The 25350-nt window shown below is 59.4% G+C and carries 22 protein-coding genes and 1 pseudogene; 15 read left to right on the forward strand and 8 right to left on the reverse strand.

Translation table 11 applies throughout. The annotated features are described in order from the left end of the window. Positions 1 to 143: 143 nt before the first annotated feature. Positions 144 to 1295, reverse strand: a complete 1152-nt coding sequence (locus tag RHIBUN_RS0123860) for a patatin-like phospholipase family protein (RefSeq protein WP_025661488.1) — start codon at positions 1293 to 1295, stop codon at positions 144 to 146. 1059 nt (positions 1296 to 2354) lie between these two features. Between RHIBUN_RS0123860 and RHIBUN_RS0123870 the strand changes: the two genes are divergently transcribed. From RHIBUN_RS0123870 to RHIBUN_RS0123880, 3 genes are all read left to right on the forward strand, one after another. After that, positions 2355 to 4058 carry a SulP family inorganic anion transporter gene (locus RHIBUN_RS0123870; protein ID WP_025661490.1) on the forward strand — a complete coding sequence of 568 codons (1704 nt, stop codon included), beginning with the start codon at positions 2355 to 2357 and terminating at the stop codon, positions 4056 to 4058. 53 nt (positions 4059 to 4111) lie between these two features. Beyond that, positions 4112 to 5530 (forward strand): DUF2252 domain-containing protein, encoded by a 1419-nt coding sequence (locus RHIBUN_RS0123875; RefSeq protein WP_025661491.1) that lies wholly within the window; start codon positions 4112 to 4114, stop codon positions 5528 to 5530. Positions 5531 to 5764: 234 nt separating this feature from the next. Next, positions 5765 to 6139 (forward strand): hypothetical protein, encoded by a 375-nt coding sequence (locus tag RHIBUN_RS0123880; RefSeq protein WP_025661492.1) that lies wholly within the window; start codon positions 5765 to 5767, stop codon positions 6137 to 6139. Positions 6140 to 6815: 676 nt separating this feature from the next. Here the strand turns inward: RHIBUN_RS0123880 and RHIBUN_RS0123885 are convergent. Next, complete coding sequence (locus RHIBUN_RS0123885; protein WP_025661493.1) at positions 6816 to 7631, reverse strand: class I SAM-dependent methyltransferase; 816 nt, start codon at positions 7629 to 7631, stop codon at positions 6816 to 6818. A 102-nt stretch (positions 7632 to 7733) separates the two neighbouring features. On the opposite strand from RHIBUN_RS0123885, the gene RHIBUN_RS0123890 reads away from it, so the two are divergent. The 5 genes from RHIBUN_RS0123890 (at position 7734) to vapC (ending at position 11653) form a co-directional block, all read left to right on the forward strand. Continuing rightward, complete coding sequence (locus RHIBUN_RS0123890) at positions 7734 to 8864, forward strand: ABC transporter substrate-binding protein (RefSeq protein WP_025661494.1); 1131 nt, start codon at positions 7734 to 7736, stop codon at positions 8862 to 8864. Between the two features lie 3 nt (positions 8865 to 8867). After that, on the forward strand, positions 8868 to 9932 hold the full coding sequence (locus RHIBUN_RS0123895) for an iron ABC transporter permease (RefSeq protein ID WP_025661495.1): 1065 nt from the start codon (positions 8868 to 8870) through the stop codon (positions 9930 to 9932). Continuing rightward, positions 9926 to 10678, forward strand: coding sequence for an ABC transporter ATP-binding protein (locus RHIBUN_RS0123900; protein ID WP_025661496.1), 753 nt, complete (start codon positions 9926 to 9928; stop codon positions 10676 to 10678). Before RHIBUN_RS0123895 ends, RHIBUN_RS0123900 begins: the two co-directional genes overlap by 7 nt. A gap of 343 nt (positions 10679 to 11021) precedes the next feature. Beyond that, positions 11022 to 11252 (forward strand): type II toxin-antitoxin system VapB family antitoxin, encoded by a 231-nt coding sequence (gene vapB, locus RHIBUN_RS0123910; RefSeq protein WP_007788143.1) that lies wholly within the window; start codon positions 11022 to 11024, stop codon positions 11250 to 11252. Continuing rightward, complete coding sequence (gene vapC / locus RHIBUN_RS0123915) at positions 11252 to 11653, forward strand: tRNA(fMet)-specific endonuclease VapC (protein ID WP_025661497.1); 402 nt, start codon at positions 11252 to 11254, stop codon at positions 11651 to 11653. Before vapB ends, vapC begins: the two co-directional genes overlap by 1 nt. On the opposite strand, the pseudogene RHIBUN_RS33845 reads toward vapC, so the two are convergent. The 6 genes and pseudogenes from RHIBUN_RS33845 to RHIBUN_RS0123945 form a co-directional block, all read right to left on the reverse strand. After that, positions 11650 to 12047 (reverse strand): annotated as a pseudogene (locus RHIBUN_RS33845) (hypothetical protein). The gene vapC and the pseudogene RHIBUN_RS33845 sit on opposite strands and share 4 nt — an antisense overlap. Next, a complete protein-coding gene (locus tag RHIBUN_RS0123925) occupies positions 12037 to 12297 on the reverse strand; it encodes a type II toxin-antitoxin system prevent-host-death family antitoxin (protein WP_025661498.1) in 261 nt (86 codons plus the stop codon). Before RHIBUN_RS0123925 ends, RHIBUN_RS33845 begins: the two are co-directional and overlap by 11 nt. A 314-nt stretch (positions 12298 to 12611) precedes the next feature. Next, entirely contained in the window at positions 12612 to 13352 is a 741-nt protein-coding gene (locus RHIBUN_RS0123930) for a GntR family transcriptional regulator (protein WP_025661499.1), read from the reverse strand. A gap of 167 nt (positions 13353 to 13519) precedes the next feature. Next, on the reverse strand, positions 13520 to 14650 hold the full coding sequence (locus RHIBUN_RS0123935; RefSeq protein WP_025661500.1) for a sugar phosphate isomerase/epimerase family protein: 1131 nt from the start codon (positions 14648 to 14650) through the stop codon (positions 13520 to 13522). A 67-nt stretch (positions 14651 to 14717) separates the two neighbouring features. Further along, entirely contained in the window at positions 14718 to 15572 is an 855-nt protein-coding gene (locus RHIBUN_RS0123940) for an amino acid ABC transporter permease (RefSeq protein ID WP_025661501.1), read from the reverse strand. 5 nt (positions 15573 to 15577) lie between these two features. Beyond that, the gene (locus tag RHIBUN_RS0123945) at positions 15578 to 16510 is read right to left on the reverse strand and encodes an ABC transporter substrate-binding protein (RefSeq protein WP_025661502.1); all 933 of its coding nucleotides are present in this window, start codon (positions 16508 to 16510) and stop codon (positions 15578 to 15580) included. A gap of 576 nt (positions 16511 to 17086) precedes the next feature. On the opposite strand from RHIBUN_RS0123945, the gene RHIBUN_RS0123950 reads away from it, so the two are divergent. The 7 genes from RHIBUN_RS0123950 to RHIBUN_RS0123985 all read left to right on the forward strand — a co-directional run bounded on the left by RHIBUN_RS0123950 (position 17087) and on the right by RHIBUN_RS0123985 (position 24651). Beyond that, complete coding sequence (locus tag RHIBUN_RS0123950; RefSeq protein WP_025661503.1) at positions 17087 to 18199, forward strand: ABC transporter ATP-binding protein; 1113 nt, start codon at positions 17087 to 17089, stop codon at positions 18197 to 18199. A 46-nt stretch (positions 18200 to 18245) separates the two neighbouring features. After that, complete coding sequence (locus RHIBUN_RS0123955; protein WP_025661504.1) at positions 18246 to 19289, forward strand: extracellular solute-binding protein; 1044 nt, start codon at positions 18246 to 18248, stop codon at positions 19287 to 19289. Positions 19290 to 19299: 10 nt separating this feature from the next. After that, positions 19300 to 20127 (forward strand): ABC transporter permease, encoded by an 828-nt coding sequence (locus RHIBUN_RS0123960; RefSeq protein ID WP_025661505.1) that lies wholly within the window; start codon positions 19300 to 19302, stop codon positions 20125 to 20127. Next, complete coding sequence (locus tag RHIBUN_RS0123965) at positions 20120 to 20938, forward strand: ABC transporter permease (protein ID WP_025661506.1); 819 nt, start codon at positions 20120 to 20122, stop codon at positions 20936 to 20938. Before RHIBUN_RS0123960 ends, RHIBUN_RS0123965 begins: the two co-directional genes overlap by 8 nt. A 33-nt stretch (positions 20939 to 20971) precedes the next feature. Then, entirely contained in the window at positions 20972 to 22396 is a 1425-nt protein-coding gene (locus RHIBUN_RS0123970; protein WP_025661507.1) for a Xaa-Pro peptidase family protein, read from the forward strand. Between the two features lies 1 nt (position 22397). Further along, complete coding sequence (locus RHIBUN_RS0123975) at positions 22398 to 23054, forward strand: flavin reductase family protein (RefSeq protein WP_025661508.1); 657 nt, start codon at positions 22398 to 22400, stop codon at positions 23052 to 23054. A gap of 490 nt (positions 23055 to 23544) precedes the next feature. After that, complete coding sequence (locus RHIBUN_RS0123985) at positions 23545 to 24651, forward strand: Fic family protein (RefSeq protein WP_025661509.1); 1107 nt, start codon at positions 23545 to 23547, stop codon at positions 24649 to 24651. Positions 24652 to 25350: the final 699 nt, after the last annotated feature.

Genomic DNA, 25350 nt, shown 5'->3' on the forward strand with positions numbered 1-25350 from the left:
TCGGCGGCCAGCGTTTCATCAACTCGACAACACGTGCGCGGAGACACTCAATTTGCCACAATCGGCAGGCCTGCGGAAGACTGCCATGTCTTGGTTTCGGCGAACACGCACCTTCAGCGCCGCTGGTCGCGTAAAGCTTGCGATTATCCGGCGCGCCGCCCGTAAGCATCTGCGATCGACGTTACCCAGGGGTACCCATGCCGCGCCTTCTGGAAGGCGTAGTCGAAAAGGGCCTGCATGTAGACCTGGTCGAATTTCCTGAGCGGCGTGAACTGAAAGTCGGTGCCGATGTAGGCGAGATGGAAGCGCACGCCATCCCTTTGTGCATCCGCGTAGATGCGGATTGCGTCGCTGATTCCGCTGTAGTGGATCATCGCGTCGATCGTGCGTTGCGTGATGCTGAGGAAGGAGCGCGGCGTAGTGCCCCAATCCGGGTCGAAGCGGCCGTTACGAATAACGTAGGCATTCCGCTCGCGCCCTATTCCCCGGCAGGCCGCCTCGCGTTCCAGTTCAAGCGCTGGTGGGTAGAGGAAAGTCTGCGCAATCGCACCGCCATCGACGTGCATCTCGTTATAAACCTGGCCGTCGTTCTCGACCTTGATCAACACTGGCGGAAATGCACCAGGTATGGCCGCGGAGGCGAGGAGGATACGGCGCACGAGATCCAACGCCCCAGGTTGCCCGCTCGCTGCGACAGCACCCATGTTCCAGATCACCGGGCGTTGAAGGTCGATGTTGGTGGTTCCAATGAACAGAAGCCGCCCCTTGGAATATTCCCGGGCGATGTCGGCCAGCATTTCCGCATTCACGAATTTTGAGATCAGGCCGAAAAGCGGCGTAGTATCGGCGAGCGCGTCATCGTAGAGCAGCGACGTGAGCCACCGCGGAATGAAGATGTTCTCCTGCGTAAAGCCGGTGAACACGCTGCGGAGCTGTTCGTCGCGGGAGGGACCGAGAAAGGCAAAGGGAGCGATCAGGGCTCCTGTGGAGACGCCAGTCACCAGCTTGAACTCGGGGCGCTGGCCGCTTGCGGTCCATCCCACCATGAGCCCGGCGCCGAAAGCGCCCTTGTCTCCACCGCCGGAGAGAGCGAGAAGGTTTGAGGGTGGGAGCACGCCATCCGGATCCGAACCGAGGAGAACAAGTTCTCGATCCACGGCAAGCAGGCCCTCTTGCACGATCGCGTCGATTTCCCGATCCGGGTAGAATCGGGCGTTCGGCAGCCCGAGGACGTGTATCCTTTCCGTCTCTGCGACAGGTGGTGCAACTAGCCGCTTTCGAATCGAGTAAGCCATTGTCACCTCCGGCAATTGCATCGGCACTAGCACCGCGGCACCAGATCGGGAACGCTACCTCCTATGTTGGTCACACAGGATCGAGATCGATGGCCTGCCACAGGCCTGCTGCCGTAATCGAGAGCCGGAAAAGGCGGCTGCCTTCTTGTCGAGAAGGCTGCGACAACAAGCAGAACATTGCAACCTTTGCTGCGGCCCCTCAAGTCTAGTTCCGAACGGAGCCAATGGCGAGTCTGATCCGGTATCAGCGGATTGGTTGCGCTAGCTATGATGCGAAGTCACGCAACGGTATGTCCTGCCGGACCCGTTGCGAAAAGCAGGTAAACTGCACTTCCATGAAAGCGTGATATTTCACATGGTTTTCTACGCAACCTCCTGCAATACAACATGGCCTTAAAGTTGATTTTCGCTCGCCAACGACCGAAATTAGGAGCATAATTTGAAGAGTAGGGCTCTTCCGAAATAAGCATTATAGATGCGAGATCGGCTGGCTTCCGCTTTTTTCGGAAAACTCTCGCAACATGCTGGGCCCCAGATATCTGGTAGGTGCACAGCTTCTTTGGCAGCATGATCATCGGCTGCCCGGATTCCAGAGTTGAATCGACGTTCTCAAGTTTGAATGAAGCGCAACAGTAGGAGGGAACAATGATCAGACTAATTGCTGTTCTGGGGTTTGTCTTCGCAATCGCTTCGACGACGCAGGCAATGCCTCGCTCACCAATTCAATCAGAGAGCATGATCACGCCTGTCGTCGCCGGTTGCGGCGTGGGCCAGACAATGGTCAATGGCAAATGCGAGTCCAGAGTCGAGAAGCGCCACAACCGCCGCTGCTTGCGCTGGTCGGGAAACACCTGCCAGAAGTACCAATGAAACGCCACCGAACTGGCGTCTGATCAGTTCGAACCGAGCGCCAGTTCGGGTCATCGGCTCCATCCTCGTCGAGACTTGGGGCTCATCTTCCTTGTGTTGGCGTAGCCGGTGGGGCGGAAAAAGATAAGGCAGTGATTTGTCTTCGGCTTTGCGTGTGCATGTGACAATTCGCACGTGGGAGGGTGGACGATGGCCAACGCCGCTTTGGCACCTGCAGCTCATAGATATCTGCCTATTCTGGATTGGGCTCCAGGCTATCAAACCGACTGGTTATTGCCGGATGTTCTTGCCGGCCTCGCGCTCTGGGCGGTCATGGTGCCTGAGGGCATGGCCTATGCGGGCATCGTTGGTGTACCGCCAATCATGGGCCTCTATACGATCGTGCCGGCGTTAATCGCCTATGCCCTCCTTGGCACGTCGCGGCAGCTTGTGGTCGGACCAGACACAGCGACCGGGTTGATCTCCGCGGTGACCATTGGCGCCATTGCGTCTCAGGGAACGGCGGAATTCAACACGCTGACTTCTACGCTTGCCGTGCTGATCGGTTTCTTCTTTCTCGCTTTTGGAATCATGCGCATGGGGTGGGTCGCGAGCTTCATCCCAACGCCCGTGATGCGTGGCTTCATCGAAGGGCTGGTTTACGTCACCATCATCGGCCAGGTGCCTCATCTGCTCGGGATCAGTGGCGCGTCGGGCAACTTCTTCACCAAGCTTTGGCACATCTTGCAGCATTTGCCGGAGGTTTCTGCGGCGTCGGTCATAACCGGTGTTCTATCTCTCGGCGCTATGCTGCTGTTGCGCCACCTGGCTCCGAAGATACCTGCGGCCCTCGTCGTCATGGCCGTTGCGACAATCATTATCGGACTGCTTGGCGGAGAGGCGACTGGTGTGCATGTGGCTGGCCACCTCCCATCCGGGTTGCCCCACCTAACTCTGCCCAATCCGGAAATCTCCACACTAAGCGAACTTGTGCCGGGCGCGCTTGCAATCGTGATGGTCGGCTACGCAGAGGCGCTCGGGGCGGCAAAGGCGGCCGCTCTACAGAGCGGTGGTACGATCGATCCTAATCAGGAGCTTGTGGCACACGGGCCTGCGAACATTCTGAGCGGACTTTTCGGTGGCTTTCTCGTGGTCGGCAGCCTATCGAAAACCTCAGTTGCCACCGCTGCTGGCGCTCGCAGTCAGATCGCCAATGTGGTTGCGGCCGTCTTTAGCTTCTTGACGCTGATCTTTCTGACCCCTCTGTTTCGAAACATGCCCCAGCCGGCGCTGGCGGCTATTGTCATCGCGGCGATGCTGCATCTGACCAAGCCAAGTTATTTGCTGGAGTTGCTGGCTCGAAGCCGCTGGGCGTTCGGCAGCACTGCCATTGTCATCGTGGGCGAGTTGACGCTGGGGGTGCTGCAGGGAATCGCGCTGGGTGTCGTGCTGTCGTTGATAACCTTGATCTATCTGACCAGCCATCCAAAAGGGGCCGAGCTTGGTCAGCTGCCGGGCACGGAAGCCTATCGGGATGTCAAGCGCCATCCGGAAGCAGCCACGTTTCCGGGGCTGCTGATCTGGCGGGTCGGCGGCGACCTGTTCTTCGCAAGCATAGGCCACGTGAGCACGGCCCTGAAGGCGTCGCTCGCGACGCGGCTCGACGTGAAGCGCGTCCTTCTGGATTGTGATTCCGTCGACTTCATCGACATCAGCGCCGGAGATGAACTGCTTGGTCTAGTCAAAGAGCTGCAAAAAGCCGGCATTGCTGTGGGCTTTGTCCGCGTGCGCGACGCCGTCCGCGACGATATGCGGAAAGCCGGTATCGAGACAGCGGTAGGCCCACCAAACTTCTTCGAACGGACGACCGATGGCGTGCGCGGCTGGCAGCAACAAAGTCCCCCTGAGGCCTGAGTTGATATCATGACTGGTTCTCAATCCTCAGTGAAACTGTCGGCTTTCTGAACATGGTACACGCAGAAGACGCCACCAAAACCTCAGTCTCGTCTGGCTCTGGGCATTCCGCGAATTTCGTGACGCCGAACGCCCGGCTTGCGATGGGTAAGGCGCTGCGCGACAAAATCCCGCGCGAGCAGCAGGGGCGATGGAATGAGATCCAGCGACGGCGAGATCCGATCGACCTGTTGCGCGAGTCGGATGACGGTCGAATGAAGAAACTCATTCCGATCCGCTATGGCCGTATGCTGCCATCTCCCTTTGCGTTCTATCGTGGGGCGGCCGGCGTCATGGCCGCCGACCTGGCACAAACGCCAGCCACGGGACTGAAGGTCCAGGCATGCGGCGATTGTCATCTTGTCAATTTTGGTGGGTTTGCCACGCCCGAACGCAGCATCATCTTTGACATCAACGATTTCGATGAAACGGCGCCAGCTCCTTGGGAGTGGGACGTCAAGCGACTTGTCGCATCAATCGTTCTTGCAGCCAGATCGAACGGAATCTCGGATCACCGGGGCCGGGATAGTGCCGTCAATTGCGCGCGCAGATATCGCGAGCACATGCGCAAATTCTTCAAAATGAGCCCGCTTGCAATCTGGTACGCGAAAACTGAGGCCTCAGACTTTATCGAATCGTTACCGACGGCCATGCAACGGAGCACCAGGAAGCGGATCGAGAAGGCAGCGAACCGTAGTGGATCAGAATCTGATTTTCCAAACCTCGCGGCTTCCGTCGGCGGGCAGATCCGCATTACGGAACAACCGCCACTGATCTTTCACGAGCGGGCGACCAGCACTCCTGAAGCGGAGGTATCTCTCGAACAGCTTTTGCACATTTACCGCCAATCGCTGGATGAGGATCGTCGAATACTGCTCGATCGCTATCAACTCGTCGACGTCGCCATCAAGGTGGTTGGCGTCGGTAGCGTTGGCCGGAGATGCTGGATCGCGTTGATGATGTCCGAGGGGAACCACCCCTTGTTTTTGCAGTTCAAGGAAGCGGTGAACTCCGTCCTTGAGGCGTATGCCGGGAAGAGCAGATATGACCATCACGGGCAGCGCGTCGTGATGGGGCAGCGCCTGATGCAGCCGGCCTCGGACATATTCCTCGGTTGGGTTACTGCTCCAAACGGGCGACAGTTCTATGTGCGACAGTTACACGATGCCAAGATCAAGCCTTTGGTGGATACATTCGATGCCGAGATGTTGGACGCCTATGCCCAGGCGTGCGGCTGGGTGCTTGCTCGCGCTCATGCAAAGGCGAGCGAGATATCGGCAACGATCAGCGGCTACCTCGGTTCCTCAAATGACGCATTCGACACAGCAATGGGAAGTTTCGCGTTGGCCTACGCGGATCAGACGGAACGCGATCATGCTTTGCTCAAGGCTGCCGTGCGCGAGGGAAGGATTGCCGCTATCAGAGACGCATAGCCATGCAACTTGGATAGGGCGAACGTTGGTTTTTCGTTGCACGCTGTCTGCCGGCGGATCTCGCCTTTGCCTATTGTGAAATATGCCCGCAATTGGCAACGGTCACGATGCTCAGGTGACAGGCAGACTGGCGGAGCCGGAGCTGCCATTCGCCAAGCGAGACGATCGTATGACTGAACTCAGGTACCGGGCGTGCGAAGACTGCCCATTTTCATTCGAGCTTGGAATCAAAAGGTGGCGGAGAAACTGAAAATCCTTATCATCGCATCCGCGCTCTCGTTGGGTCTGGCCCTCATGGCAAGGGCCGATGACGTGGCTGACCTGTTCTTTGCAGTCACCAATATCTATGGGATGAAGGTCGTTGACTACAGGAACTGCGGCCGTGAGGTTCCCAACGATAGGGACACCATTCTTCGTATAATGGCCAAGGCTCCTGGTGTCGATATGGTTGAGGTCGGCAGGCGGTTGGACGAAGCCGCTCACAACGCGGAGAGTGAGATCGGCGGCGAAGGCTGCCGCGGGAATAGCATTGAGGACGACGAGCGGAGAATGACGGAGTATATATCGCAGCTCCGCAATGCAGTTGCCAAGAAATACGGCGGGAAATGATTGTTTCCCGTCGGCTATGAAGCCGAAGGCGGCGTACGCACGGCCAATCGTCACGCGTCTTGGGGTTCTTGGGTTTTGAGGCGCGTCCGCCGTCGTAAAGCCCAAAATGGGTGGGATCTGTAAATCTGTTCCGCCCGCTGTCGCCCGGGACAGTTGTTGATACAAAAGGCGGCGTCTCACTCGCGCTGTTTAACGAGATTGGGGTGGGGGACCAGCCGAGGCGTATCGAGGCTCGCTTGCACGCTCAAGTGCTGCATTCACCTTCATCGACGCATCTTTGAAAACTAACAGCATCAGTCCCAAACCCACCACCGCCATGATGACAGCGAGAGCGCCGGTCAATGAGCGAGATATAGGCAGGGGCCAACCACAAAGCAGCAGCAGAGCTCCCGTGAGCACCGCAGCAGCAATTAGCAACATAACGTCAACGGTAAGCATTCCATGGTCCACCCGCTGTCCATCCGCAGGAGCACTACCTATAATAGGCACGGCTCCCATCTGGCCGCAACTGATCTAAGGCTGTAACGGCGCTCGCTGCGACTAAGTCGCGAGACATCAAGCACCGTCATGGTGCCGCCCGGCGAGCTGCCGCGCGCCCTGTCGTGCCACGGTGCCGGCCGCTATTCATACTTGATGACATCTCAAGGGCTGGAGGTTCCTCAAAATCCGCTGCTGACTATTCAGCTGGCTTTTGCGCTATGATCGCGTAACGATGCTGAAGGCCTCGTGCGATGGCTTTGAAGAAGCCGAAATACTGCGACTGCGCCTTATGGATCTTCCGCAGGTTAGTGTCGGCCGCAACGGGGGAGAAACCGGTTGCTTTCAGCATGCGGGAAACCGTATCAACCCGTGCGCCTCCAGAAAAATGGACGCGCGACAGGATACTCTCATGCATGCTGCCCATGGTGGCGGGGGCATGGGGTGCCTGTGTCTTGATGAGGTTCGTCCGTTCGAGGAAGGTCGCGAGACGCTTGATGAGCCGCTCAGCAAGGCCCGTGTTGACGAAATCCCCGTCGATGATCAGCAGCTTCCCGCCCGGCTTCAGGACGCGCAGCCATTCCGCAAAACAGGCTTCGGGGTCAACCAGCGTCCACACAAGGTGGCGGGTGATGATAACGTCGTAGCTGTCATCGGCTTCAAGCGTGTTCTCTGCATCGCCAACGTGAAAGCGGATCGCCCGTCCCCGCGATGCCGCCTTGGCGCGTGCCCGCTCCAGCATGGCTTCCGACCAGTCGATGCCGGTGACTTGGTAGCCGAGATCGTCCATCAGGTGGGAGATCACACCGGTGCCGCTGGCAAGGTCGAGGGCCTTGCGGCCATCGCCGCGACCGAGATGCCGCCCGATCAGTGCGTGCCAGGCCGCACGCTCCTCCTCGGAGAAAATTTCGTGGCCGGACGACTGGTCGAATGTTGCCGCGCGTTCGGACCAATAGGCCTTGATCTCATCGCGCAAGGTGAAATTGGCGCTATCTGCCATTCGATCGCTCTGCATGTTCCGTCCTTATCTCAGCTTCGAATGCTTCTAAAAGATAAATCTTGACTATGAAAGTCATCAAATAATAAGTGCCGGTCAGTTTCCACCGGAGATTCAACCATGCGCTTTTCTGGCAAGTCGGCAATGATCGCCCTTGGCGTTCTCGTGTCCACAGTGCTGCCCGCGATTGCCGACCCCGTCGTCGTGAGGGACGTGACGGGCCGCGACGTCGAAGTCAATGTACCGGCAAAGCACGTCATCCTCGGCGAAGGCCGGCAGATCTATTTCCTTGCCGCGCTCGACAAGGACAACCCGTTCCAGCACGTCGTCGGCTGGCGCGACGACCTGCCGAAGGCGGACCCGGAATCCTACGCGGCCTATCTCGCAAAATATCCTGGCATCGCCAAGCTGCCGACCTTCGGCGGTATGAAGGATGGCACGTTCGATATCGAACAGGCAGTAGCCTTGAAACCCGACGTCATCCTGATGAATGTCGATGCCAAGACAGCTACGGAAGAGGCCGGCTATATCGACAAGCTCGCCAAGGTCGGCATTCCCCTGGTCTATGTCGACTTCCGGGAAAAGCCGATGGAAAACACCGAGCCTAGCATGCGTATCATGGGCACGCTGATGGGCAAGGAGAAGGTTGCCGAAGACTTCATCACCTTCCGCGCCGACGCCATCAAGAAGGTCACGGATGTCCTGGAGAAGAGTAACCCCGCAAAGCCGGTCGTCTTCATGGAGCGTGCGGGCGGCTATTCCGACGATTGCTGCATGTCCTTCGGCAGCGAGAATTTCGGCAAGATGGTCGAGCTGGCCGGCGGCATCAACATGGCAAAGGACATCATTCCAGGCACCTTCGGCACGGTGAACCCGGAACAGATCATCGCCTCCAATCCTGATCAGGTCATCATCACCGGCGGCATGTGGGAAGGCTATGTGCCTGGTGGCAAGTGGGTCGGCGTCGGCTATGGCGCAGATATCGCCGAAGCGCACCGCAAGCTGGAAAACCTGACGAAACGCCCGGCCTTTACCGGCATCAAGGCAGTCAAGGATGGCAATGTCCATGCCATCTGGCACCAGTTCTACAACAATCCCTATCAGTTCGTCGCAATCCAGCAGATCGCCAAATGGCTGCACCCTGACCTGTTCAACGAACTCGACCCGGAAGCGACCTTCAAGGAGTTGCATGCTCGCTTCCTGCCGCTCGACTACAAGCCAGGCTACTTTGTCTCGTTGAAGGGCGAATAGGCGATGAGCGTTGCGACGATCGAAACGAAGGTGACGGGGCGCGATCAATATCGCGCCCTTGCCTTTCGGCGCATCCTTATCCTGGCAGGTCTTGTCGTCGCGCTTGCGGCAAGCATGGCTGCCGACATGGCATTGGGCCCCGCGAATTACAGTCTTGCCGAGGTGCTGTCGGCGCTCGCTTCCCCAGAGGCTGCCGGTGACCAGCTGCGTGTCGTCATCTGGGATATCCGCATGCCAATTGCGCTGATGGCGATCACGGTCGGCGCGTCGCTCTCGTTGGCAGGTGCGCAGATGCAGACGATCCTTTCGAACCCGCTCGCCAGTCCCTTCACGCTCGGCATTTCGGCGGCCGCCAGCTTTGGCGCGGCGCTGGGGCTCGTTGCAGGGGTCGCCATTTTTCCGGGCGCGGTTCAATACATGGTTCCGTTCAATGCCTTCGTCATGGCGATGGTGGCCGCGCTCTTCATCCATTTCGCATCGACGCTGCGCGGTGTTACGGTCGAGACGATCGTGCTGCTCGGCATCGCCCTCGTCTTCACGTTCAATGCCGCCCTGTCGCTTCTCGAATACCTCGCCTCCGAGCAGGCGCTCGCCGCAGTCGTGTTCTGGACCATGGGAAGCCTTACCAAGGCGACGTGGGACAAAGTCTTCGTCACCGGCGCCATTCTCGTCGTGACGCTACCGCTCTTCGTGCATAACGCATGGGCGTTGACAGCCCTGAGGCTCGGGGACGACAAGGCTGCAAGTATGGGTGTCAATGTCCGGCGCCTGCGCCTTCACACCATGCTTGTCGTCAGCCTGCTTGCCGCCATTCCTGTCTCCTTCGTCGGGACGATCGGCTTTGTCGGCCTTGTCGGCCCCCATATCGCGCGCATGGTCGTCGGAGAGGACCAGCGGTTCTTTCTGCCCGGTTCCGTGATCTGCGGTGCGCTGCTGCTCTCGGCGACGTCGGTCGTCAGCAAGGTGCTGATCCCCGGCGCCATCCTGCCGATCGGCGTCATCACCGCGCTTGTCGGCGTTCCCTTCTTCTTCGTCCTGATTTTCTCGAACCGGAGGCGAGCATGGTAAGCTTGGTGCTTAAAGACCTCGGCGCCAGCTATGGCCGCACGACAGTTCTGTCCAAGGTCGCAATCGAGCTCTTGACGCCCGGTTCGACCACGGCCGTGATCGGCCCGAATGCGGCCGGCAAGTCGACGCTGTTCAAGCGTATCGCCGGTCTAATTTCCGGCCCCGGTGTCGTGCAGCTTTCGGATGCGACGCGCGGCGACCGGGCGATCTGCTACATGCCGCAGGACACCGGCTCGAATGCCGTGCTGACGGTCTACGAGTCGCTCCTGCTTGCCACAAAACAGGGCGGCGGCTGGCGGGTAAAGGACGAAGAGCTTTTCGAGATCGACGCGATCCTGAAGGCGTTGCGTATCGAGGACCTTGCCTTCCGGGGGCTAGACGCCCTGTCGGGCGGCCAGCGACAGCTCGTCTCGCTCGGCCAGGCGCTGGTGCGCAAACCCGAGGTCTTGCTGATGGACGAGCCGACCTCGGCCCTCGACCTCCATCGCCAGATCGATGTACTGGAATTCGTCGTCGATCTCGCCAGCCGCACCGGCATGATCGTGCTCATTGCGCTCCATGATCTCAATCACGCCTTGCGCTATTGCACAAACACGATCGTTATCGCCAATGGGGAAATGACCTCGAGCGGCGCGACCGCTGACGTGATCACATCGAAAATGCTGCGCGACATCTATCGTGTGGATGCCCGCATCGAATCCTGCTCGCGCGGGCGACCTGTAGTCATTGTCGATGGGGCGCTCTGATCAAGTTGATGCTGGCGCGATAAGCCGGAGCATTCCGATCGCAAATCCAGAATCGCTCGCTTCGCGCAGGCACGATGACTCATTTTCGCTTCAAACAGGCTATTGGACGACCTGACCTTCCAGTCACTCGCCTGCGGCGATAGCGATGATCGCAGTGGTCTGGTGGCAGGTCGTCGAAACCTCCAGCATGGTACTGATGTCCGGCCTTGAGCGCATCGACACAGGCCGCGGCTTTGGGCCGAGTTCTCAAACATCGCCCAGTCTGTCGAAGTATATCCCATTGACATATCCCATTCGCGAAACTAAATGGGATATGGCTTTCGTATATTGCGGAGGATAGGAAATGGAACAAGGTGCAGTGTTTCAAAGCAATCGCAGCCAGGCCGTTCGGTTGCCGAAGGCCGTCGCTCTGCCTGATGATGTAAAGCGCGTCGACATTGTCGCAGTTGGACGCACGAGGATTATCGCCCCTGCCGGAGAAGTTTGGGACAGCTGGTTCGAAGGCGAAGCGGCTACCTCGGATTTTATGACCGAACGTGATCAACCGGCCTTGCAGGAGCGTGACGCATTTTAATGCTGAAGTACATGCTGGATACAAACATCTGTATCTTTACGGTGAAGAACCGCCCGCAGCAGGTGCGCGAGGCGTTCAACCGACACCATGGTCAACTCTGCATTAGCTCCATCAGTCTGATGGAGCTAATCTATGGAGCAGAGAAGTCAGCCGCCCCAGAGCGGAATCTGTCGGTCGTCGAAGGCTTTGCCGCACGGCTCGAAGTCCTTCCATATGACGAGATGGCAGCAGGCCATACAGGACAATTGCGTGCGGAACTTGCACGCGGCGGCACCCCGATCGGGCCTTACGACCAGTTGATCGCCGGTCACGCCCGCTCGCGGGGGCTGATACTGGTCACGAACAATCGGCGTGAGTTTGATCGCGTGCCTGGCTTACGTGTCGAGGACTGGACAGCCTAGGCGCTTTGAATGATCACGACGGGCGAACTAAATTCGCCGAGTGTGATCTTCATCGAGGTCGCCTTGATGAAACGGCCGAGAACGTTTCCGTCGGGCTCGATATACCAGGAACGCTCGGCGATATCGTAATTGTATTCATCGACTATGATCCAGCAGCGCTTCAGGTCGCTCAAGCCGGCTCGGCGTGCTTCCGTATCCGGAACTTCAATGGCGGCGCGATCCAACTGCGGTGGCTGCGTGGTAACAGCAAGAAGGGCAAGGTGCGTGAGGCCGTCCTTGGCGCTACGGACCGCGACGACGACGCAGGTCGGCCGCGACGTGCGTCCATCTGTCTCTCCGCGGTCGTTCGATAACGAAGGGCGATGATCTGGCCGGGGAGAAATTCACGGCTCATCGCCGTAACCTTCGCCACGCGCCAGACGATCGATTTCCGCGTCAAACAGGTCCATATGCTCTGCAGGCATTCCCGGCGCACGATGTACTTTGCGAGTATCGCTGCCGGTGCGCAGACGCTGGTAATGATCGTAGCTCATAAGGACAAAGCGCGGCTTCCTATGCTTGGTCAGGACGACCGGCTCGCGGCTGGCAGCATCGGTGACGTCACCAACCTGTTTATTGAGGTCACCCGTCGTGAACTGGCGCATGGAACGAGCTCCGATTGAGATTTCCCGAATATCCAGATTTTCTATATTTGAAGAAAAAGACGCGATGCCAAGCCGACGGATTTGCGAGCGAGATTGTCGGTGGCCCCTTTCTCGGGGAGACGTGGACCGGCAACCCGGCCGTGGTTCGCGGCGGGTCTCTGTGTTTCAGTTCCTCCACGCTTCTCCCAAAGATTCTTTCTCGGATCATTTCTTTGCGAGATGGAACGCAAGGTCGGCAGTTCGTATTCTATCAAGGCGACACAGCGCTCTTGCTGACGAGGAAGGGCCACTGCCGCCCGGCCCGATAGATAAGCTCACGAGAAGTTTTCCAACACTGCCAGGAACGTGTGCCGATCACCCTGGCCCTCTGTCAGTCGCACGCGGCCCTCGATGTCCGCGAGATGGTGATCCATCAAGTCTTGTGCCTTGGCGAGGTCTTTCGCCTTCAGCGCCGCAACGATCATGCGGTGGTGGTCGGCACCACAGTCGTCCTTGCGGTCTTCTTCGTAGAGCGACATGACGAGGGAGAGGCGCGCGACGATCTTGGACAGCATTTCCGTCAGCACGGGATTACCGGCAAGATCAGCGAGGGCGATGTGGAACTTCCCCGAGAGTACCGTCTTCGATTTCTCGTCGCCGTGGTGATGGATGTGCTCTTCCTCGTCCGTCAGGCGCTCCAGTGCATCGAGCTGCTCCGGTGTCGCACGTATGATGACGAGTTCAAGCAGCAGCCGCTCCAGTTTGCGCCGTGCTTCGAATAGGCTCTTTGCCTGCTCGATGCTCGGTTCAGCAACGAAGGTGCCACGGTTTCTCTTGCGTTCGAGCAGATGGTCGCTTTCGAGCACGCCGAGTGCACCGCGAACGACGGTTCGGCTAACCCCGAAATGCTCGGCGATCGCTTCTTCAAGGATCTTGGTCCCTGGCTTGAGCGCGCCTTCACCGATCGCTGCCGCTAGCGTGTTACGAATGCGCTCGGACACATCGTCATTGTCTGCGGTGTCTACCGCGCCGTTGGTCGCGGGCGATTTCAGGCTTTGACGGCGCGTTCTCTTCATCATCCCTCTCCAGGCAATCCCACGGCGTCGGGGTCATGCCGTAAGCCGTGATTTAACCGATATCTGCGCACTGTAATTTTTTCCATAAGAATGTTTGTGCGCAACTCGATGTTTCCACCATAAGCTGGTGAAGTGAGAGCGGCCGAAGCCACCGTCACTTCAGGCGATCAGGCTGCCTGCTTGTTCGCCGCCGCAGCGTTCAAGGGAATCCCCTTGTCCTTGCAGATCGTTTCGATGTGACGCGCCGACTGTTTAATGAAGGCGATCGCCTCGTCGAAGCCGTAGGATTGATTTTCGTAGGTGGGATAGCCGTACTGGCTGGCTTCGTAGGTCTCCCAGTCCGGGACTTCGCCGGATGCGACGCGCGTCTCATAGGCATCGACCAGCGCCGTGTAGGCGTCGAGCTCTTCGGCTGTCAGGTCGGGATGGCCGGCGCGCCAGATCGGATCGTCGATCTGGATGCACTGGCGCGGGTTGGCCTTGCGGGGCTTGTCGGCGACGGAGGCTGCGACCTCCAGCGAGAGGTTGAGTGTGGGGTTGGCTTCGGCGAGGATCGGCAGGATCGTCTGGAAATCGACAATGCCGCCGCCGACGGGGCGGGTCTGGAAATCGAGGCCACCGGGCGCGCGGCCGACATAGGCGTCCTTGATATGCGTCTGGCGGACGAAGGGGGCGAGGCGCTTCGCCGCGAAGACCGGATGCTCGGCGCGCTGCAGGCCATTGGCAGTGTCGAAGACGGCGCCGACGCAATCGGCGCCGACCTTCTCGATCAGCCGCAGGATCTCGAAGGAGGTGATCTCGTCATGGGTCTCGATGTTCAGGTGCGCGCCATTCACGCGGGCGACCGGAGCAAGCTTCTGTAGCACCTTCTCGATGCCGATCAACTGGTCATCCCAGGTGATGTCGGTCCGGAAGCGGTCGTTGGCCAGCCGGCCGCGATATTCGGACTTGAAGTTGCCAGGCGCGACCCAGAGCTCGAAGCAACCGATGGCGGCGCTCGCCTCGATCATCCGCGTGAAGCCTAGGATGATGTCGCCGTCGCCGGCGGCACGAAGGGTAGGCTCCTCGGCGCTGCAATAGGGATTGATCTTGCCGACGCCGCTTTCCAGGTAGAGGCCGAGCTCGTCGGCCTTCGCCTTGATGTCGCGCAGCTCGCCGAGGTCGAGCGTCGGGCTCATGTCCAGCGCCGTCGAAAAGAAGATGCCCGAAAGCCCGAGTTCCTTGACGTGGTCAAGGCTGCCGAGCGGGCCGCGCTTCTTCGATTCCGGCAGTTTGATATTGTCGATGCCAAGCTTCATGATGTGTTCCTTGTCGTTTCCTGACAGGCCTCGCTGCTCTGGCGACGCACTTGTTGTTGGTCTGTCCTCAACCGCGTTTCGCCATGCGGTATCTGGGCTGGAGGCTCTTTTCGAGATAGTGCTGGCCGATCGACGCTACCGTGGTGATCGCGAGGTACCAGATGGACGCGACGAACAGCAGTTCGATCACCAGGAAGTTGCGTGCATAGATGACCTGCGCCTGTGTCAGCAGGTCCTGCATGCCGATGACGGAGACGATGGCGCTTGCCTTCAGCATGCCGATCGCTTGGTTGCCGGTCGGGGGCACGATGAGGCGTGCGGCCTGCGGCAGGATGACCGTCCGGAATGTCTGCCGGGACTTCAAGCCGAGTGCCGTCGCCGCCTCGCGCTGCCCGCGGTCGACGGCAAGAAGGCCGCTGCGGATGATTTCCGACATGTTGGCGGCCTCATGCAGCCCGAGCGCCAGGAAGCCCGCCAGCGCCGGTGTGACCAGGTCGTTGATCGAGATGCTATAGCGTCCCACCCCGACCTGCGGAATGAAAAGCGCGATATTGAACCAGAGGAAGATCTGGACGATCAGTGGCACACCGCGAAACCACCACACAAAGCCTGCGGCAATCGCCTTCAGAACGATATTCGTCGACGTCGCCATGACGGCGAGAAGGCAGCCGAGGCCGATGCCGAGGACCATGGCACCGGCCGTGAGCTCGAGCGTCAGAAGCACGCCGCGCAGGATGGAGGGATGCACGAGATAGCGCGGGATTTCGGACCATTGCACGCTCTGGCTCTGCGCGACGACGGTGCCGAGGAGCACTAGCGCGAGGATCGCGCTGGCACCAGTTGCGAACTGTCCCCACTTGATCGACCTCATGGCCGGTGGCGGCAGGCTCATTGTCGTTGTCTGCGTGGTGAACAGTGCCATGGGTTTCACTCCGCTGGCATGCTGGCGGCGTCGTTGACCTTGACGGTCTTGACGGCAAGCGGGCCGAGGCTCCACTTCTTCATGATCGTTTCGTAGGCGCCACTGTCGACCATCTGCTGCAGGGCGGCGACGACGGTGTCACGGAGCTCCGGATTGTCCTTCGATGTCAGCATGCCGAGGTAGCCGACGGCGAGGCGGACTTCGGGAAGCGCCTGCAGGCCCTTGCCGTTGCCGGTCTGGTGTTCGGTCGTGTAGACGCTGGTCGCGTAGCCGTTGACGGTGGCGTCGGCGCGACCGGTGCGCACCGCCTGCAGCACGTCCGGCATCTTCGGGATCGCCATGATGTCGATGGGTGTCTTGCACTTCGCCGAGGCGGCCTCGACCATCTTGCCCTGGAAGGTGCCGACCGGAACGGCGACCTTCTTGCCGCAGAGGGCTTCCATGCTCTTGATGCCGAGCGGGTTGTCCTTGATCGTCATGATCGTCGTGGCGTCATACATGTAGTCGATGACATCGACCTGCTTTTCCAGTTCGACATCGTCGTTGATGCCGGAGATCGTCATATCGAAGCGCTTGGAGAGGATCGCGGGAACGATGGCAGCGCCGGCACCGACGTCTGTCATCTGGACGTCGAGACCGAGGATCACGCCTAACGCTGCGGCGATATCGGCGTCGATGCCGACAAGCTTGCCGTCGTCATCGTGAAAGCTGATCGGTGGGGTCAGATCCGTTGCAACTTTCAATGTGCCGGATGCCTTGATGGAAGCGGGAAGGCCGTCTGCCAGCGTCTGGGTCAACACGACGCCCGGAAGCTTGCTGACGTCGGCGCCGGCCTTCATCTCCTCGGCCGCCCCCTCTGCTGCATGGGCGGACATAGAGAGGAGGGTAATGAGCGTGCTCGCGACGCCAGCCTTCAGGATTGTCTGCACGTTTTTCATATGATCCCCTTTTTGTTTTGAATGGGCGAATTCTCTGGGATCATCGAAGCAATCGTCGTGCCAGATGCCTCGTTGGACTCTTAAAATATTGGAAGTACGCTATAATTTCCGCTATCGCAGTATTGCGCAATAAGTTGCGCATATAAATACGAATAGTGTTCCGAATTTGAAATGACTAAAAAATCACCTCTGGGCCGATATTCTGGGCGTGGTTTTACCCCAAAACCTCGTTTAACGCTCCCGCGCAGCTGCCTGCGCCTCTATGGCTTTTCACTGAAATTACCATTCCCTCACCGAACTGACCTCGCCTACGGCCGATAAATAGGCAAATGCATCCCCTGTGCGCGAGTTGCATGACGAAACTTTAGACAAAACACATGTCGAATATAATGGCGTAATAATCCGATTATAAAGTTGCGAATGTTGATAAATCAAAAATACCAAATTTATATCAGTGCTTTAACATTTCCATGCGCGCCGCATCGCCAAACTGGCACAGCCTTTGCAATTCCCTTTGCATGAGCATGCTCCGGCGTTGGAGCGTTCGTTGCCACCACGCAAGATCAGGGAAGCCACATGCTGGACATCGTAAAGACTACCGATCGCAAGCGGCTCAGTGTTCGGGGCGTTACCCATAGCTATGGCGGCCAGAATGCCGTCAGCGACATTTCTTTCGATATCGAGGCAGGCGAGATCGTCGCCCTTCTGGGACCGAGCGGCTGCGGCAAGTCGACGGTGCTGAGGGCCATTGCCGGCCTCATCCAGCCGAAGGCGGGCAGGATCGTGCTCGGCGACGACGACCTTGCCAATGTCTCCGCCCGTGCGCGCGGGATCGGCATGGTCTTCCAGAACTATGCGCTGTTCCCGCACCTGACCGTCGCGGAAAACATCGCCTATCCGCTGGCCTGCCAGAAGGTCCCGCGCGCGGAGAGAAACACACGGGTAAAGGAGATGCTCTCGCTTGTCCGGCTTGATGGCTATGGCAACCGCCTGCCGCGTGAGCTCTCCGGTGGCCAGCAGCAGCGTGTCGCCGTCGCCCGCGCCATCGCGGGCCGCCCGTCACTTCTGCTTCTCGATGAACCTTTCGGTGCGCTCGACCGGGCACTGCGCTTCGATCTGCAGGTCGAGCTCCTCCATCTCCAGAAGACGCTTGGCATTACCACGCTGATCGTCACCCACGACCAGGAAGAGGCCCAGAGCCTTGCCAGCCGCCTGGTGCTGATGAACAAGGGCAATGTCGAGCAGATCGACACACCGATGGCCGTCTACGACCGACCGAAGACCCTCTTCGTCAACACCTTCATCGGTCAGACCAACGTTCTCCATGGCACCGTTGCCAAACTCGGCGAAGGCAGCACAGTCATTACCCTGACGAGCGGCGAAAGCCTCGTCCTGCCGCGCCGCCTGAGTTTCACCACGGGCTCGGATGTCACCATCACCTTCCGGCCAGAAGAGGTCCGTCTGATGACGCAGCCGGGCATGAACGCGCTTGCCGCGCACGTCACCGTTTCCGTGCCGCTCGGACCGACGTTGATCCACGACCTCGTGCTCGACGACGGCACGGGCCTGCGGGCCTCGGAGGTGCGCGGTCCCGGCACCGCCATTCCCGATATCGGCGCCGAGCTTTTCGCAGAGATCGACACCCGCCGGTGTCACGTATTTCCGGCCGAACCGGAAAGCATCCAGTGAATGCCAATACTGAATGACATCAACAACAACCAACAGAGGTGACAGCATGACCGACTTCAAAATGACCCGCCGCCATTTCGGCCTTCTCGCTGCAGGCGTCGCCGCAGCCTCCGCAATGCCTTTCGCTACCCGTGCGGCGGCAGGCGAAACCGCTGTTGCCGCGACCTTTCCGGGCAACTGGGAAGACGGCTATCGCACGGTTCTGAGCCCACTCGTCAAGGAAGCCGGTTACGGCCTGACGATTGCACCCTCGATGGCGCAGGACCAGCTCGCCAAGGTCATGGCGAGCCCCGGTAACCCACCTTACGACACGCTGCTGATGTCGCCCGGTCAGATGGCCGTCGCCATCGAGAACGACATCATCCAGAAGATCGACCCGAGCCGCCTGAAGAACTGGGGCATGCTCGATCCGGCCTTCCAGGGGGAATACGGCCCGACCGTGACCATCGAGGTCAACGGCATCGCCTACAATCCCTTCCTCGTGCCGCGTCCGAAGGGCTATCGCGACCTGTTCGAAAACCCGGCCTACAGCGGCCTTGTCTCCTGGACCGGTTTCGGCTCGAACACCGCCGTCATGGCCTATACGGAGATGGCGAAGATCTTCGGCTCGGGGCCTGATGACATGGATGCGGTCTTCAAGCTGTTCAAGGGCCATCCGGAACATCTGAAGGGCGTTGTCGACAGTACCAACCACCAGATGACGCTGTTCCAGCAGGGCGAAATCGCCGTCTTCATGTGCTCGACCGGCAACGTCGCCCGCCTGAAGTCGATGGGCCTCAAGGCCGAATATGTCGCCCCGGAAAGCGGCGCTCCCGCGGCCCCTGTCAACATCCACCTGACCAAGGGCGCGAAGAACCTCGACGCCGCTTACGCCTACATGGACGCCGCCATCTCCAAGGCCGCGCAGGACAAGCTGAAGCTGCCGCCGACCGAGATGTTCCCGACGAACAAGGACGTCGCACTGACGCCCGAGATCGAGGCCTATGTGACGCGCGAGCAGCTCGGCAACATGGTCTATCCGGACTGGGTCGCGATCAACAAGAACCGCGCCGACTGGATCCGCCAGTTCGACGCTCTCGTCGCAGGCTGAGGAGCACACGATGAAGGCGGGCGGTTTTCCGTACGTTGTACCGATGCTGTTGCTCTCGGTGGCGTTCTTTGCAACGCCGCTCGCCGTTCTCGTCGGTTTCAGCTTCACTGGGCCGGACGGCCCCACGCTGGCCAATTATGGCCGGTTCTTCGGGGACGCGTTCAATTTCCGCGTCCTGCTCAACACGGAACGGCTCGGTCTGTTGACCGTTGCCGCCACGACGCTGCTCGGCGTACCGATCGCGCTTCTTTACTGGCATAGCGGCAAGACGGCGCGGCAGGTGATCATCTTCCTGACGCTCATTCCGATGCTGACCAGCAATGTGGTGCGCACCTTCGCCTGGATCGTCATACTCGGGCGGCAAGGGCCGATCAGCGAGGCGCTGCTCGGGCTTGGGTTGATCGGGCGGCCGATGACCCTGATGTTCACCGAACTCGGTCTCGTCATGGCCATGTGCCAGATCGACCTGCCATTGATCATTCTGCCGCTCGCCGCCATCCTGTCGCGCACGCCGATTCAATACACCGAAGCGGCGCAGGTCTCCGGTGCCGGTCCCTGGCGCATCTTCGTGACCGTGCTCATCCCGCTGATGCTACCCGGATTGCTGGCCGGCTGGATCCTGGTCTTTGCCAGCACCAGCAGTTCCTTCGTCACGCAGGCTGTCATCGGCGGCGCGCGCAACGTCTATGTTCCGCAACTGATCTATCGCGAGGTCGGCACGCTCTTCGACTGGCCGCTGGCTTCGGCGATCGCCGTCGTGCTGTTGCTATCCACCGGTTGCCTGCTCGTCGCAATGACCATGATTTCCCGTCACAGGAGGCTTGTCGGCCATGGCTGATAGACGCGAAAATCCCATCACTGGTCTGCTCTACAAGCTCTTCGTCTTCGTCTTCGGCGTCTTTGCGGTGATCTATCTAGTAGCGCCGATCGTCATTGCGCTCACCATGTCCTTCACTTCGGGCCAGACCCTGAAATATCCGCCCGAGGGCTTATCGCTTCGCTGGTACGAGGCGCTGCTCGATCCCGTTCGCTCCGCGACGGAACATGCGGCGGCCTTCAACTCGCTGAAGATCGCAGGCCTTACGGTTCTGGGTTCGCTGCTCTTCGCGGTGCCGGCAACCATCGGCATGAGCCGGATGCGCAAGGGTACCGTCGGCGCGATCGAGCCGCTGCTGCTGTCGCCGCTCGTCCTACCAAGCCTGGTCTACGGTCTGGCAGCGCTGATCGTCGCCAATTTCATCGGCTTCCCGCCGTCGCTCTGGCTGACCGTCGCCGGCCATGTCGTCGTCTTCGGGCCGCTGATGTATCGCGCCGCCTCTGTCGTCGCGCAGGGGCTCAATCCTTCGCTATCCGAGGCATCGACCGTCATGGGGGCGTCCTGGTTCACCACGCTTCGCCGGGTCACGCTCCCGCTTCTGATGCCGGGCATTCTCGCCGGCGCGTTTCTCGTCTTCATCCAGTCGCTGGACAATGTCTCGATCTCGCTCTTCCTTGCGGATGCCGAGACAACGGTCCTGCCGCTCCGCATGTTCGCGCTGATCGAGGAATCGCTCGACGTTCGCGTCGCCGCGATCTCGGGCATCCTTATCGGCCTCACCCTGATCGTCATGCTCGTCGCAAGGCGCGTTCTCGCGCCACGGCAGGCCTGACCAAACTCAAGAATAATCTGGAAGGAAACACCCATGCCCCCTAGCGCAACCAAGTCTGGCTCCTACCGCGTCGGATCGCTGCTCGCCGATTTCCAGCCCGATTTCGATTTCGATGCACCTCTGCCGCTGCCGGTCGAGGAGTTCGAGGATCGCCTGCGCCGCATCCGTCGTCAGGCCGTGGAAGCCGGGCACGATGCGCTGATCGTCCACACCGGCGGCGTCGGCTGGTTCCACACCTCCAACCACTATCTGCGCTATATCTGCGACTGGATGCGCGAAGGCGTTCTGATCATCCCGACCGACAGCGACAAGCCGCTGACGCTCTTGTCCTTCTTCACCCAGTCCGTGCTGCTGCCTCCGGGCGGCGAACCTGTTCTGGTCGAGGATATCTGGCAGATCGGCCCGATCGGCCGTGAATATGCCGACCGTCCGGGCGACAGCGTCGTCAAGACGGCGGAGAAATGCGCCGAACTCCTGGCCGGCATGGGGCTCGTAAAGGCCCAGATCGGCCGCATCGGCGACCGGACGTCGCTGACCTTTTGGACGGCACTCGACGAGCTGATGCCGAAGACAAAATTCGTCGCTGACAATGCCATTCTCGACCGGATGCAGAAGGTCCGCTCGCCGCGCGAGATCACCATGTTCCGCGCAGCAGCCCAGCTCATCAGCATCGCCACCCAGGCGGCCCATCACGTCGCCGAGCCGGGCGTGACCGACCATGAAATATATGCCGCCTTCAGCCAGGCGCAACTGACCTATGGCGGCGAGACCGGCGACGGCTACCAGATCGGCATCAACGAGTTCGGCACTCATTGCGGCAAGCCCTACGGCCATGTCGTCCGGCCGGGCGACCTGATCAATCTCTATGTCTCCAACGTCACCTATCGCGGCTACACCGCCCAAACCGCGCGCATGATCGCGGTCGGCGAGATCACCAAACGGCAGGAAGAGGTGCTGGCCGCCTGCACCGAGGGCGTCAAGCGCGCCGAGAAACTGATCCGCCCCGGCGCCCTGATGCGTGACGTCAACAACGCAGCCTTCGAGCCGATGATCGAGCTCGGCATGCTGGCTTCGTTCGAAGCGCGCAGCATGTCCTACAACTGGGCTCCGATGGATGACGGCAGCGCCCGTCTCATCCCGCGCCAGTATGTGAAGAACATCGACTGGGAGGCCCAGGGCCGCAAGTTGATGCACGTCTACCCGGCGATCCACGGGCCGCATAATCCCAATCTCGGCCACTCGGTCGGCATGGCCGGCGGGCAGAACAGCTTCAACATCTCGTCGCACAATTACGACCGGATGGAGGAGGGGATGGTCTTCGTTCTCCATGCCCAATGGCTGGAGCCGCTGTCGGCCGGCTGCAATGTCGGCGACATGTATGTCGTCACCAAGGATGGGTTCGAGAACCTTTCCCGCCACACCCCGCTTGAAACCCATCGCATCGCTGCCGAGGCCTAATATGTACGATCACACCCATTTCGACTTCTCCAACCTCAATGAACGCGAGTGCTACAAAATCCTGATCGGCACCGTTATCCCGCGCCCGATCGCGCTGGTGACGACCGTCAGCAAAGAGGCGCAGCCGAACGCCGGTCCGTTCAGCTTCTTCAACGTCCTGACCCACGATCCGGCCATTGTCGCCATCGGCGTCGAGAACTACGCCGACATGCGCTTCAAGGACACCGCCCGCAACATCCGCGAGACCGGCGAGTTCACCGTCCATATCTGCGACAATACGCTGGTCGACCAGATGGAAGTCTGTGCCATCAAGTTCGGCCCCGAGGTGAACGAGATGGAGGAGGCGGGCCTTGCGACCGTACCCGGACAGATGGTTCGCAGTCCCCGCATCCTTGCAGCCCCGGCAGCCTTGGAATGCCGCCGGCACACGACCCTGCAGGTCGGGTCGGCCCGCGAGATCATCCTCGGCGAGGTCGTCGGCGTCTTCGTACGCAGCGACGCGGTCAATGCATCGAACCTGCATATCGACCAGCAAATGATGGACGCCGTCGGCCGGATGGGTGGCCATACCTATGCCCGTACGCGCGACCAGTTCGATATCAAGACGCTCACGCCAGAGGAGTGGGAGGGCCGGAAGACCAAGACGGCTGCCGAATGAGGAAGCTGAGCGCAAATGCTGTGGAGAGACTTAGGCCTCGTGAGTAACGAGCAAATGCATGGGTTTGAGGTTCAAGATAATGGCCAGTTTGGTTGCTTTTGACGACGCATAGCCGCCACAGAGAGGCGGCCGTGGCAAGATGGCGGGTTTCGATGCTTCGAAATCCGTCTTACCAAGGGCTTGACCTGTCTGAGTAGGGCGTCGCCGGTTCAGATCCCTTTAACCGAGCCGAGTGTATCATTCGATGTTTCGCAGCCTCCCAAACCTGATCGAGAACCTTGGCGGCCAGAGCGGCCTTGTCCTCGGCGCCAATGCCGAGGGCGAGCGGGAATAGGAGGTGCTATTTAAACAAAATCGGCAACAGGCAGCGTCCTGACGATCGCCGCTGTTTGGGTGGAGAACGTAAAGTTTCGCGGCTGAGCGATAGCCAAGCTTTCTATAGCTCATCAATGCAGGTAATCATGAGTTATAGAAACGTGGTCTATAGCTCATGCAATGGAACTGGCAGAACGCCTGTTGGCCGAGTTTCAGGTACGACGTTGCAAGCTTGATCCCATTGGAGCAGAAATTTCTGCAGTCCGCCGGCGAGGTCATCGGTGCTGTTCGGCATTTCAATGAGGACGACAGTAGTCAGCTTCGTATTGAACTGTTGAGTGACGAGGCGATCAAAACCTCAGAGATCGAGGGAGAGTTTCTCGACCGCGCAAGTGTCCAATCATCACTCCGCCGACAGTTCGGGCTCAACACAGATGACAGACAGGTTCGCCCCCAAGAGCGGGGGATCGCCGAGATGATGGCGGATGTCTATCGAAACTGGCATCAGCCGCTGCATCACGCGGAGCTGTTCCATTGGCACACAATGCTGATGGCCGGAAATCGAAACATTGACACGGTGGGCGCTTACCGCCTGCATGCCGACGCCATGCAGATCGTGTCAGGCCGACTGGACAAGCCGACAATACATATTGAGGCTCCCCCATCTCGCCAGGTTGCCGCTGAGATGGAGAGCTTCACCGCATGGTTCAATCAATTCGGACCAAGCGGTCAAACACCACTTCAGGCTTTGACGCGCGCAGCGGTCGGCCATCTTTATTTTGAAAGCATACATCCATTTGAAGACGGCAACGGCCGCATTGGGCGCGCGCTCGCCGAGAAGTCCCTGGCTCAAAACATAGGGCAGCCCAGCCTGATCTCACTTGCCTTGACAATCGAGAAAAACAGAAAAGCCTATTATTCCGAGCTTGAGCGCCACCAGCGTACATTCAATATCACTGGCTGGGTCCTTTTTTTCTCAGAAACAATCCTGGCCGCCCAACAGGCGACGCTTGAGCGCATAGATTTCTTCATTCAGAAAACAAAGTTTTACGACCGGTTTAGAGGCCACCTGAACGAGCGGCAAGAAAAGGTAATCGCGCGAATTTTCAAAGAGGGAATAGCGGGTTTTAAGGGAAGCCTAAGCGCGGAAAACTACATTTCGATTACGGCCACATCCCGCGCAACAGCCACACGCGACCTTCAGCAACTCGTAGAGATCGGTGCCCTTACACGCACGGGCGAACGTCGGCATACACGTTACGCGCTGCTGCTGCAGAACTAAATTCGCCGTGTGAGCTTCATCGAAGTCCGTATCCTGCCGAACGACGGTTCGATTCCGCTCAAGACCGCTACGCTAAGGAAAATCAGCGTGATATTTCCTCAGCGACAATCTTGGCTCGCAGCTCAACGAGGGCTGCGTTTCTACACCGATGGTCATGAGATGGCCTGTCACACAAGTTGATGCCTCCTTCGACCGCATAGCGGTCAAGCGATCGCAATTCTTCTTCGCTGAATTCAAGCTTCTCCAGCGCCTTTGCATTTTCTACGACCTGATCGATCGAATTTGCCCAATGAGTGTCGATGTGACTCGCTCATCACGCAGTACCAAAGCCAGCGACAGTTGGGCCAAGGCTGCCCCGGCCTGCCGGCGATCGCGTTCAACGCAATCGGAATATGTGGTGCGGATTCCGAGGCAATCCGCCCCCGCATTCCGAAATGATGCCGCCCCCCAATTCCGAGAATTAACCGCCCCCTTGTTCCGAGATGATGCCGCCCCCTGATTGGGGCTGTTTGTCGGGGTGTCCTGCTGGTGAGACGTTCCTCCTTTCAGTTGCCTGAGAGGAAGGAACGCGATGCCAGCGGAGAGACTAAAGATGCGGCGTGTCCGCGAGATTCTGAGATACAGATTTGCGGAAGGTCTTGGCCACAAGTCGATTGCGGCGCGCGTTGGTGCGGCCCCCTCGACGGTGCGCGAGACATT

Source organism: Rhizobium sp. IBUN, from assembly GCF_000510625.1.
Taxonomy (GTDB): Bacteria; Pseudomonadota; Alphaproteobacteria; order Rhizobiales; family Rhizobiaceae; genus Rhizobium; species Rhizobium altiplani.

What these genes read in the sequence shown, in the direction of transcription:
- RHIBUN_RS0123885 (WP_025661493.1), bottom strand. Translation starts at nt 7,631, where the DNA reads ATGCAGAGCGATCGAATGGCAGATAGCGCCAATTTCACCTTGCGCGAT.
- RHIBUN_RS0123940 (WP_025661501.1), bottom strand. Translation starts at nt 15,572, where the DNA reads ATGGCACTGTTCACCACGCAGACAACGACAATGAGCCTGCCGCCACCG.
- vapB (WP_007788143.1), top strand. Translation starts at nt 11,022, where the DNA reads ATGGAACAAGGTGCAGTGTTTCAAAGCAATCGCAGCCAGGCCGTTCGG.
- RHIBUN_RS0123970 (WP_025661507.1), top strand. Translation starts at nt 20,972, where the DNA reads ATGCCCCCTAGCGCAACCAAGTCTGGCTCCTACCGCGTCGGATCGCTG.
- RHIBUN_RS0123900 (WP_025661496.1), top strand. Translation starts at nt 9,926, where the DNA reads ATGGTAAGCTTGGTGCTTAAAGACCTCGGCGCCAGCTATGGCCGCACG.
- RHIBUN_RS0123860 (WP_025661488.1), bottom strand. Translation starts at nt 1,295, where the DNA reads ATGGCTTACTCGATTCGAAAGCGGCTAGTTGCACCACCTGTCGCAGAG.
- RHIBUN_RS0123875 (WP_025661491.1), top strand. Translation starts at nt 4,112, where the DNA reads ATGGTACACGCAGAAGACGCCACCAAAACCTCAGTCTCGTCTGGCTCT.
- RHIBUN_RS0123955 (WP_025661504.1), top strand. Translation starts at nt 18,246, where the DNA reads ATGACCGACTTCAAAATGACCCGCCGCCATTTCGGCCTTCTCGCTGCA.
- RHIBUN_RS0123925 (WP_025661498.1), bottom strand. Translation starts at nt 12,297, where the DNA reads ATGCGCCAGTTCACGACGGGTGACCTCAATAAACAGGTTGGTGACGTC.
- RHIBUN_RS0123960 (WP_025661505.1), top strand. Translation starts at nt 19,300, where the DNA reads ATGAAGGCGGGCGGTTTTCCGTACGTTGTACCGATGCTGTTGCTCTCG.
- RHIBUN_RS0123870 (WP_025661490.1), top strand. Translation starts at nt 2,355, where the DNA reads ATGGCCAACGCCGCTTTGGCACCTGCAGCTCATAGATATCTGCCTATT.
- RHIBUN_RS0123945 (WP_025661502.1), bottom strand. Translation starts at nt 16,510, where the DNA reads ATGAAAAACGTGCAGACAATCCTGAAGGCTGGCGTCGCGAGCACGCTC.
- vapC (WP_025661497.1), top strand. Translation starts at nt 11,252, where the DNA reads ATGCTGAAGTACATGCTGGATACAAACATCTGTATCTTTACGGTGAAG.
- RHIBUN_RS0123965 (WP_025661506.1), top strand. Translation starts at nt 20,120, where the DNA reads ATGGCTGATAGACGCGAAAATCCCATCACTGGTCTGCTCTACAAGCTC.
- RHIBUN_RS0123950 (WP_025661503.1), top strand. Translation starts at nt 17,087, where the DNA reads ATGCTGGACATCGTAAAGACTACCGATCGCAAGCGGCTCAGTGTTCGG.
- RHIBUN_RS0123930 (WP_025661499.1), bottom strand. Translation starts at nt 13,352, where the DNA reads ATGAAGAGAACGCGCCGTCAAAGCCTGAAATCGCCCGCGACCAACGGC.
- RHIBUN_RS0123890 (WP_025661494.1), top strand. Translation starts at nt 7,734, where the DNA reads ATGCGCTTTTCTGGCAAGTCGGCAATGATCGCCCTTGGCGTTCTCGTG.
- RHIBUN_RS0123975 (WP_025661508.1), top strand. Translation starts at nt 22,398, where the DNA reads ATGTACGATCACACCCATTTCGACTTCTCCAACCTCAATGAACGCGAG.
- RHIBUN_RS0123935 (WP_025661500.1), bottom strand. Translation starts at nt 14,650, where the DNA reads ATGAAGCTTGGCATCGACAATATCAAACTGCCGGAATCGAAGAAGCGC.
- RHIBUN_RS0123895 (WP_025661495.1), top strand. Translation starts at nt 8,868, where the DNA reads ATGAGCGTTGCGACGATCGAAACGAAGGTGACGGGGCGCGATCAATAT.
- RHIBUN_RS0123985 (WP_025661509.1), top strand. Translation starts at nt 23,545, where the DNA reads ATGCAATGGAACTGGCAGAACGCCTGTTGGCCGAGTTTCAGGTACGAC.